9 protein-coding genes are annotated in these 8,553 nt (G+C 73.0%); all 9 read right to left on the reverse strand.

Going from position 1 to position 8,553, the window contains the following annotated elements; translation table 11 throughout:
* Window positions 1-35: 35 nt before the first annotated feature.
* Window positions 36-827 (reverse strand): hypothetical protein, encoded by a 792-nt coding sequence (locus AKI01S_RS46940; protein WP_067833144.1) that lies wholly within the window; start codon window positions 825-827, stop codon window positions 36-38.
* 129 nt (window positions 828-956) lie between these two features.
* Window positions 957-2,963, reverse strand: a complete 2,007-nt coding sequence (gene lgt / locus AKI01S_RS54805) for a prolipoprotein diacylglyceryl transferase (RefSeq protein WP_084000940.1) — start codon at window positions 2,961-2,963, stop codon at window positions 957-959.
* A gap of 133 nt (window positions 2,964-3,096) precedes the next feature.
* Window positions 3,097-3,867, reverse strand: coding sequence for a DsbA family protein (locus tag AKI01S_RS46950; RefSeq protein ID WP_067833147.1), 771 nt, complete (start codon window positions 3,865-3,867; stop codon window positions 3,097-3,099).
* Between the two features lie 68 nt (window positions 3,868-3,935).
* Entirely contained in the window at window positions 3,936-4,433 is a 498-nt protein-coding gene (locus AKI01S_RS46955) for a vitamin K epoxide reductase family protein (protein ID WP_067833150.1), read from the reverse strand.
* A 179-nt stretch (window positions 4,434-4,612) separates the two neighbouring features.
* On the reverse strand, window positions 4,613-5,425 hold the full coding sequence (trpA, locus tag AKI01S_RS46960) for a tryptophan synthase subunit alpha (RefSeq protein ID WP_067833153.1): 813 nt from the start codon (window positions 5,423-5,425) through the stop codon (window positions 4,613-4,615).
* On the reverse strand, window positions 5,422-6,666 hold the full coding sequence (gene trpB, locus AKI01S_RS46965) for a tryptophan synthase subunit beta (RefSeq protein ID WP_067833157.1): 1,245 nt from the start codon (window positions 6,664-6,666) through the stop codon (window positions 5,422-5,424). The genes trpA and trpB overlap by 4 nt, the downstream gene beginning before the upstream one ends.
* A 177-nt stretch (window positions 6,667-6,843) precedes the next feature.
* Window positions 6,844-7,650 (reverse strand): indole-3-glycerol phosphate synthase TrpC, encoded by an 807-nt coding sequence (gene trpC, locus AKI01S_RS46970; protein WP_067833159.1) that lies wholly within the window; start codon window positions 7,648-7,650, stop codon window positions 6,844-6,846.
* A gap of 103 nt (window positions 7,651-7,753) precedes the next feature.
* Window positions 7,754-8,179, reverse strand: a complete 426-nt coding sequence (locus AKI01S_RS46975) for a DUF2752 domain-containing protein (protein ID WP_157420684.1) — start codon at window positions 8,177-8,179, stop codon at window positions 7,754-7,756.
* 48 nt (window positions 8,180-8,227) lie between these two features.
* The coding region (locus tag AKI01S_RS46980; protein WP_169814140.1) for a winged helix-turn-helix domain-containing protein at window positions 8,228-8,553 on the reverse strand (326 nt) is incomplete at its 5' end.

An 8,553-nucleotide genomic window follows, 5' to 3' on the forward strand; every position in this document is an offset into this window, starting at 1 on the left:
CCGGCCGGGTTCGTCGTGGTCCACGAGCGCGCAGACTACCTGTCGCCGGCCATCTGGAGACGACCCCACACGAAGTCGGCGGGCTTCTCCACCGGCAGGCTCACGTTGATCATCTCGTTGAGGTTGGCGGGCTGGGCCCCACCGGCGCGCTGCACCCACACCACCGTCGCGTAGTGGCCGAACGCGCGCGCGTAGGCGGCGCTGAACCCCTTGGCGAACGCGGGCCCGCCCTTGGCCTCCAGCGGGCGCACGAAACCGGCGTCGGTGGCCGGGTCCAGGTCCCGCAGGATCTGCCGGGCGCCCTCGACGTCGTTGAGATTGATCACGATGAACTGGCCGACGTGCTGCCGGTCCGCGCTGACGTAGGCGCCGCGCGCGATCTGGGAGCAGCCGTGCTTGGCCAGGTCGGCCTGCAGCCGCTGACCCCAGGTGACGGCGTTGCAGTCGGCCGACACCTGCGATCCGGCGAGCGTGAAGGAGTACTGGCCCGTCCTGACGGTCCTGGCGTCGGCGCCGAACACCTCGGCCTCGGTCAGGGGCCGCCGGTCGGCGTCGCGTCTGGCCAGCTTCGCCAGACCGTCCACGTCGTAGTCGGGGGTGTAGGCGACCGGCTGGAGCTGCGGGGACCCGGCGGCGGTCTTCTTGTCGTCGCCGCCGGTCAGGACCAGGGCGGCCACGGCCGCCGCCACGACCACCACCAGGGCGGCCGCCGCGGCGAAGAGCACCTTGGGCGAGGGGAGCCGGCGCGCGGGGCCGCCAGGCCGGGGGTCGCGCCCGCCGGACGCGGGCGCCGCCTGGGGAGCGTTGGTCTCACGTGCCTCGATCACGTCCGGGAGCTTAGCGGTCCCGCCACCCTTCGCGCGCCCAAACGGGCGTTTCCTCCCTATCCGGACCTCCCGAAACCAAAGACCGCCGCCCACCACCGAACGGCGGGCGACGGTCCCGGGCGCGAACGGCTACTTGGCGTCCTTCACCGGCCCCGCGTCGACCTTGTCCGAACCCTCGCCCTCAGACGCGTCCCCGGCCTTGTCGACCCCGTTCACGGACCCCTCGGACACGTCCTCCCGAGCGGGCTCACCCTGGTCCGCGGCGGACTCGGCCCGAGCGGTCTCCGGCTCGGCCGTGAACGCCTCGCGCGCGGGCTCAGCCTGCTCTGCGCCAGAGTCGGCCTCACCCGTAACGGGCTCGACCCGCTCGGAAGCGGGCTCGACCTGAGCCACGGTCGGCTCGGCCCGGGCCGTCTCCGGCTCGGCCCTGAACACCTCGTGCGTGGGCTCGTCCTGGTCCACGGCGGGCTCGTCCTGAACCGTCTCCGGCTCGGCCGTCAATGCCTCGTGCGCAGGCTCAGCCTGCTCTGTGATGAGGTCGGCCTCGCTCGTGGCGGGCTCGGCCTGCTCGGAGGTGGGCTCGACTTGATCCGCGGTCGGCTCGGCCCGGACCGTCTCCGGCTCGGCCGTGAACGCCTCGTGCGCGGGCTCGGCCTGAGCCACGGCGGGCTCGTCCTGAACCGTCTCCGGCTCCGCCGTCAATGCCTCGTGCGCAGGCTCAGCCTGCTCTGCGATGGGATCGGCCTCACCCGTGACGGGCTCGACCCGCTCGGAAACGGGCTCGACCTGACCCGCAGCGGGCTCAGCCTGCTCGTCGATGGGCTCAGCCTGCTCGGAAACGGGCTCGGCCTGCTCGGAAACGGGCTCGGCCTGAGCCAGGGTCGGCTCAGTCTGGGTGGTCTCCGGCTCGGGCGTGAACGCCTTGTGCCCGGGCTCGGCCTGCTCTGTGATGAGGTCGGCCTCGCTCGTGGCGGGCTCGGGCTGCTCGTCGATGGGGTCGGCCTGCTCGGAAGCGGGCTCGGCCTGATCCGCGGTCGGCTCGGCCTGGGCCTTCTCCGGCTCGGGCGTGAACGCCTCGTCTGCGGGCTCGGCCTGCTCTGCGACGGGGTCGGCCTCGCCTGTGGTGGGCTCGGGCTGGTCTTCGGGGGTGGTGGGGGCCGTTTTCGGCTCGGTCGGGGGTTCGGCCGGGTCGGAGTCGGCGTTCTCGGGGGCGCTGGTGGGCGTTCCGGGGGTGGGTGTGTCCTGCTGCTCGGCGTCCGGGGTCGGGTCGGTGGCGGGCTTCTCAGGCGCGTCCACGGCGTGGGCGGCGGCGGGGGCCACGACCGTCTCCTCGCCGGTGCGGTTGCGCGCCCAGAACAGGTAGGCGACCGCCCCGACGAACACGACCAGCGCGGTCCAGTCGTTCAGGCGCATGCCCAGGAAGTGGTGGGCGTCGTCGATGCGCAGCCACTCGATCCAGAAGCGGCCGACGGTGTAGGCGGCGACGTACAGCGCGAACGCGCGGCCGTGGGTCAGCTTGAAGCGGCGGTCGGCCCACAGCACCAGCAGGGCCACGCCCACGCACCACAGCGACTCGTACAGGAACGTGGGGTGGTAGGTCGCGATGTCGAGGTACTTGGGGTCGGACGGGCGGTGCGCGCGGTCGATCTCCAGGGCCCAGGGGGCGTTCAGGGGGCGGCCGTAGAGTTCCTGGTTCCAGTAGTTGCCCCAGCGGCCGATGGCCTGCGCGAGGGCGATCCCGGGCGCGATGGCGTCGCCGAGGGCGGCCAGGGACACGCCGTGGCGGCGGCAGCCGATCCAGGCGCCGACCGCGCCGAGCAGGACCGCGCCCCAGATGCCGAGGCCGCCCTCCCAGATCTTGAGGGCCCTGATCGGGTCCTGGCCCTCGCCGAAGTAGCGCTGCCAGTCGGTGACCACGTGGTAGAGGCGGCCGCCGATCAGGCCGAACGGGACCGCCCAGATGGCGATGTCGATGATCATGCCGGGGGTGCCGCCCTTGGCGGCCCAGCGCCGCTCGCCGAGCCATACCGCGACGACGATGCCAAGGATGATCATGATGGCGTAGGCGCGGAGCGGGATCGGTCCGAGGTGCCAGACGCCCTGGGACGGGCTCGGAATGGAGGCGAGCGGCTGCATGAGCGTTGACGTTACCGCCTTCGGCGCCCGGTTCGCGTCGTGTCGGCGATCGTTTTGCGGTCGGTGGCCCGGTAACGGCGTGAGCGCCGCTCCCCGGGCGGGGAGCGGCGCTCACGGACGGGTCCGGGCCGGGTTACTTGGCGGCCTTCCCGGCGGACTCGACGGTGGCCTTGAGGTTGTTCAGGGCCTGGCCCTCCAGCTTGCGGCCGTCCAGCATGACGGTGGGCGTGCCGGTGACCTTGCGGTCGTCCAGCGCGTACTTGGTCATGGCGTCGACCTGGGCCTTCTTCTCCTGGCCGGTCACGCACTTCTCGAAGCCGGCGTCGGTGACGCCCACGTCCTTGCCCCAGCCGACCAGGTCCTTGGGCGCGAAGCCCGCCGAGCCCTCGCGCGGCTGGAACTTGAACAGCGCGTCGTGGTAGGAGAGCCACTTGTCGGCCGGGACGCACATGGCGGCGGCGGCCGAGCGCAGCGAGTTGGACTTGATCGGGTCGGGCTGCTGGCTGAACAGGTGGAACGGCCGGTAGACGACCTTGACCTTGCCCTCGGCGGCCAGCTGCTTGATGTCCTTGCCGAGGGTCTCCTCGAACTCCTTGCAGGCCGGGCACTGGAAGTCCTCGAAGACCTCCAGCACCGGCTTGGTCACGCCCGCCTTGGCCATCGCGATCGAGCCGTCGGCCTCGCGGGTGAGCGGGGCCTGCGGACCGGTGTAGGGCGCGGCGACCTGGTCGCGTTTGCTCTTCTGGTCCAGGACCACCACGGTCACCGCCACGATCGCGCCGATCACGACCACCGCGCCGAGGACGATGGCCAGCAGGCGCTGCTGTTTCTGCCGGGCGGCCTGCTTGGCGCGTTCGGCGGCGAGGCGCTCGCGCGCGGACCGCTCCCGTGCGGCCTTGCTCATGGGAACTCCTATGTCGGGCGCGCGGCCCTGGCGCCGCGCGGACGAAGACCTGGTGTGGGTTCGAAAGGCTAGTCGGCCTGGCCGATCCGACGGAACTCGTCGGCCAGCACCAGGACGAACAGCAGGATAGTGATCGCGTGGACACCGGTGCACCACAGGCAGATCTTGTGCAGGATCGCCAGTTCCACGGTCACCAGGTAGATCACGAACAGCATGCCGACGATCACGCTGCCCAGCCGCGCCCAGCGCGGCAGGGGGCTGGGCGAGCGCAGCGCGGGCGGGGTGATGAGCACGGCGAAGGCGACGAAGAACCCCAGTCCCAGCAGCGGCAGCGGAATGCCGAGCAGGTCGGAGTAGTCGCTGTTGGTGACCGAGTGGCAGTCGATGGTCGAGCTGGTGGTGCAGACCATCGCTCCCTTGTTGTAGTGCGCCACCGTCAGGTAGACCGAGATCCCCAGTCCGGCCAGGGTGAGGACCCAGGCCGGGAGCGTGAACCACCGGGGGCGCGCGGGTCCGGGGCGGTTCCCGGCCGCGCCGCTGTCCGGCGCCTCGGCGTGCTGCACCATCGTCGATCCTTCCGCGTCCGTCCGGTCGCCGGGGCGGAGGGGGTCGTGGGCCCCCGGCCCCGGCGGACATCACCTTAGGGGACCGGGCATAAGGTCCGCGTACGAACGCACCGGGGGAACGCGGTGTGTCCCGCGCTCCCCCGGGTTTCCGGTCAGCCGTTACCGGTCACATACCGTGGTCACACCTGGCGGCGGACGCCGGCGGCCAGCTCCGCGGCGAGTGCGCCGACGGCGGCCAGGCCCGCCTTGCGGTCGGGGGCCTCGAGGAGGCGGCGGACGAACGCCGACCCGACGATCACGCCGTCGGCGAACCCGGCGATCTCGGCGGCCTGCGCGCCGTCGGAGACGCCCAGGCCGAGCCCGACCGGCAGGTCCAGCTCCCGCTTGGCGATCATCTGGCGGGTGCGCTCCACCAGGCGGGGCGCGCCGGTGTCCAGGGCCGTGCGGGCGCCGGTGACGCCCATCAGGGACGCGGCGTAGACGAACCCCCGGCACGCGGTGGTGATCTTCTCGATGCGCTCGTCGGTGGACGACAGCGCCACCAGGAACACCTTGTCCAGGTCGTGGGCGTCGGCGGCGGCGATCCACTCGCCGCCCTCCTCCGGGGACAGGTCGGGGGTGATCAGGCCGCAGCCGCCCGCCGACCTCAGGTCCCGCGCGAACGCCTCCACCCCGTACCGGTCGACCGGGTTGTAGTAGGTCATGACGAGGGTGGGGACGCCGGTGGCGGCGACGGCCTCGACGGTGCGGAACACGTCGGCGAGGCGGATGCCGCCGACCAGCGCCCGGTGGACGGCGTCCTGGATGATCGGACCGTCCATCATCGGGTCGCTGTAGGGCAGGCCGATCTCGATGACGTCGCAGCCGGAGTCGACCATCGCGCGGGCGGCGTCGACCGCGCCCTGGTAGTCGGGGAACCCGGCGGGCAGGTAACCGACCAGCGCGGCGCGCCCCTCGGCCCTGGCCTTGTCGTAGGCGGTCTTGGCGCTCACTGGCCCTCTCCCTGCGGCATCAGACCGAAGTACTCGGCGGCGGTCTCCATGTCCTTGTCGCCGCGGCCCGACAGGCACACGACGATGACGCCGTCGGGGCCGAGCTCCCGGCCGACCTTGAGGGCGCCGGCCAGGGCGTGCGCCGACTCGATCGCCGGGATGACGCCCTCGGTGCGGCACAGCAGCGCGAACGCCTCCATCGCCTCGGCGTCGGTGATCGGCCGGTACTCGCCGCGGCCGGTCTCGTGCAGCCAGGAGTGCTCGGGGCCGACGCCGGGGTAGTCCAGCCCGGCGGAGATGGAGTGGGACTCGACGGTCTGGCCGTCCTCGTCCTGGAGCAGGTAGGTGCGCATGCCGTGGATGACGCCGACGCGCCCGCCGGTGATGGTGGCGGCGTGCCGTCCGGTCTCCACGCCGTCGCCGGCGGCCTCGAAGCCGCACAGCCGGACGTCCTTGTCGTCGATGAACGCGTGGAACGCGCCGATCGAGTTGGAGCCGCCGCCGACGCAGGCGACGACGGCGTCGGGCAGGCGGCCGACCAGGTCCAGGACCTGCCGGCGGGCCTCCACGCCGATGATGCGCTGCAGCTCGCGGACCATCATCGGGAACGGGTGCGGGCCCATGGTGGAGCCGACGCAGTAGTGGGTGTCGTCGACGGTGGCGACCCAGTCGCGGAACGCCTCGTTGCAGGCGTCCTTGAGGGTGCGGCTGCCGGTCTTCACCGGGACGACCTCGGCGCCCAGCATCCGCATGCGGGCGACGTTGAGGGCCTGGCGCTCGGTGTCGACCTCGCCCATGAAGACGGTGCACTCCAGGCCGAGCAGGGCGGCGGCGGTGGCGGTGGCCACGCCGTGCTGGCCCGCGCCCGTCTCGGCGATCATGCGCCGCTTGCCCATGCGCCGGGTGAGCAGGGCCTGCCCCAGCACGTTGTTGATCTTGTGGGAGCCGGTGTGGTTGAGGTCCTCGCGCTTGAGCAGGATCCGGGCGCCCCCGGCGTGCTCGGCGAACCGCCTGGCCTCGGTCAGCAGGCTGGGACGGCCGGCGTAGTTCTTCAGCAGGTCGTTCAGCTCGCCCATGAACGCCGGGTCCTGGCGGGCGGCGGCGAACTCGCGGTCCAGCTCGTCCAGGGCCGCCATCAGGGCCTCGGGAGCGAACCGGCCGCCGAACACGCCGAAGTGGCCGGAGGCGTCGGGAAGAGAGGATTCGGGCAGGGCAGAACCCCGCGCGCCGTCGATGGTCATGAGGTTTTCGCGTCCTGTCGTGCGAGAGAGGGCTTGTCCGGGATCATCCCCGCGGGTGCGGGGACCACGGCCCCGACGGAAGGGGGCCGTTCAGTTAGACGTCGGACAAGCGCGCCATCGTTCGCGCAGAGGTTCCATCGGCATGGCCGGATCCTATCCTTCTCGGCCCGCCCGGGCTCAGCCGCCCTGCCGCAGCGCCGGGTGCGCCCCGGCGGCGACCAGGTCGGCCACGGCCGCGCGCGGCTCCCGGCCGATGACCAGGCTCTCGCCGACCAGCACCGCGTCGGCCCCGGAGGAGGCGTAGGCGAGCAGGTCGTGCGGGCCGCGCACCCCCGACTCGGCGATCTTGACGATGCCCTTGGGGATCGACGGGGCGACGCGGGCGAACACCTCGCGGTCCACCTTGAGGGTCTTCAGGTCGCGGACGTTGACGCCGATGACCTTGGCGCCCGCGTCGACGGCGCGTTCGGCCTCCTCCGCGGTGTGGACCTCGACCAGCGGCAGCAGGCCGATCGACTCGGCCCGCTCCACCAGCGACACCAGGGCGTCCTGCTCCAGCGCCGCGACGATCAGCAGGGCGAGGTCGGCGCCGTGGGCGCGGGCCTCCCACAGCTGGTAGGAGGTGACGATGAAGTCCTTGCGCAGGATCGGCAGGTCCACGCTGGCGCGCACGGCCTCCAGGTCGGCCAGGCTGCCGCCGAAGCGCCGCCGCTCGGTCAGCACGCTGATGACCTTCGCGCCGCCCGCCTCGTAGTCGCGGGCCAGCGCCGCCGGGTCGGCGATGGCGGCCAGCGCGCCCTTGGAGGGGCTGGACCGCTTGACCTCCGCGATGACCGACACGCCCTGGCTCCGCAGCGCGCCCAGCGCGTCGCGGGGGGCCGGTGCCTGGGCCGCCTTCTCCTTGAGGGCGTCCAACGACACCTCTCGCTGCCTTTCGGCGAGATCGGCCCGAACTCCTTCGATGATCTCGTCGAGAACGCTCACCGCGGTAGGCCCCCTATGTTCCGCTCGATCCGTGCACCGATCGTAGCCGCACCCGCCGGGCGCGACCCAACCCGGCCCCTCCGCCGGGCCGCCCGGCGGCCGGTCACGGCGCGAGGAAACCCGCGAACGGCAGGTTGCGCGCGGTCCCGAACGCCACCGCCACCACCAGCAGGGCGATCCCGGCGTTCCGCGTCAGCAGCGCCGACCGCGTCGGCAGGCCGCGCGCCCGGTGGATCGTCCAGACCGTCCACAGCCAGGCCGCCGCCGGCAGCAGCAGGAACGCCAGGGGGTTGCTGTCGAAGGCGGCCCCGACCCGCCCGTGCGCGAGCGCGTTGACCATCCGCAGGCCGCCGCACCCCGGGCAGTACAGGCCCGTCATCATCAGGAACGGGCACGCCGGATAGTGGCCGGGCTCGTGCGGGTCCCGGACGGCCAGGACCGCCACGGCGGCGGCGACGCCCGCCAGCACCGCCAGCGGGAGCAGCAGGCCCCGGCCGGTTCCGGCCACCGGAGCGGGTGCGCGGGTCACGCCGTCCAGCCTATTGCAGGGGCCGGGCGCGGATCAGGGTTCGGGGGCTCAGGGGTCGAGGACGTAGCCGACGCCGCGCACGGTGCGGATGGGACCGGTGGCGCCGATCTTGGCGCGCAGCTGGGCGATGTGGACGTCCACGGTGCGGCTGCCGGTGTCGGCGGCCGGGCCCCAGACGGCGGCCAGCAGCTGTTCGCGGGTGAACGCCCGGCCGGGGTTGCCCATCAGGAACGCCAGCAGGTCGAACTCGGTGGCGGTCAGCGCCACCGGGCTCCCGCCCGCCGAGGCGGTGCGGCGGGCCGGGTCCAGGGTCAGCGCGCCCGCCCGCAGCGGCCCGTCCGCCGGGCCCGCGGCGCCGGAGCGCAGCGCCTCGG

The organism is Actinomadura kijaniata NBRC 14229 (assembly GCF_001552175.1).
In the GTDB taxonomy this organism is placed as follows: Bacteria; Actinomycetota; Actinomycetes; order Streptosporangiales; family Streptosporangiaceae; genus Spirillospora; species Spirillospora kijaniata.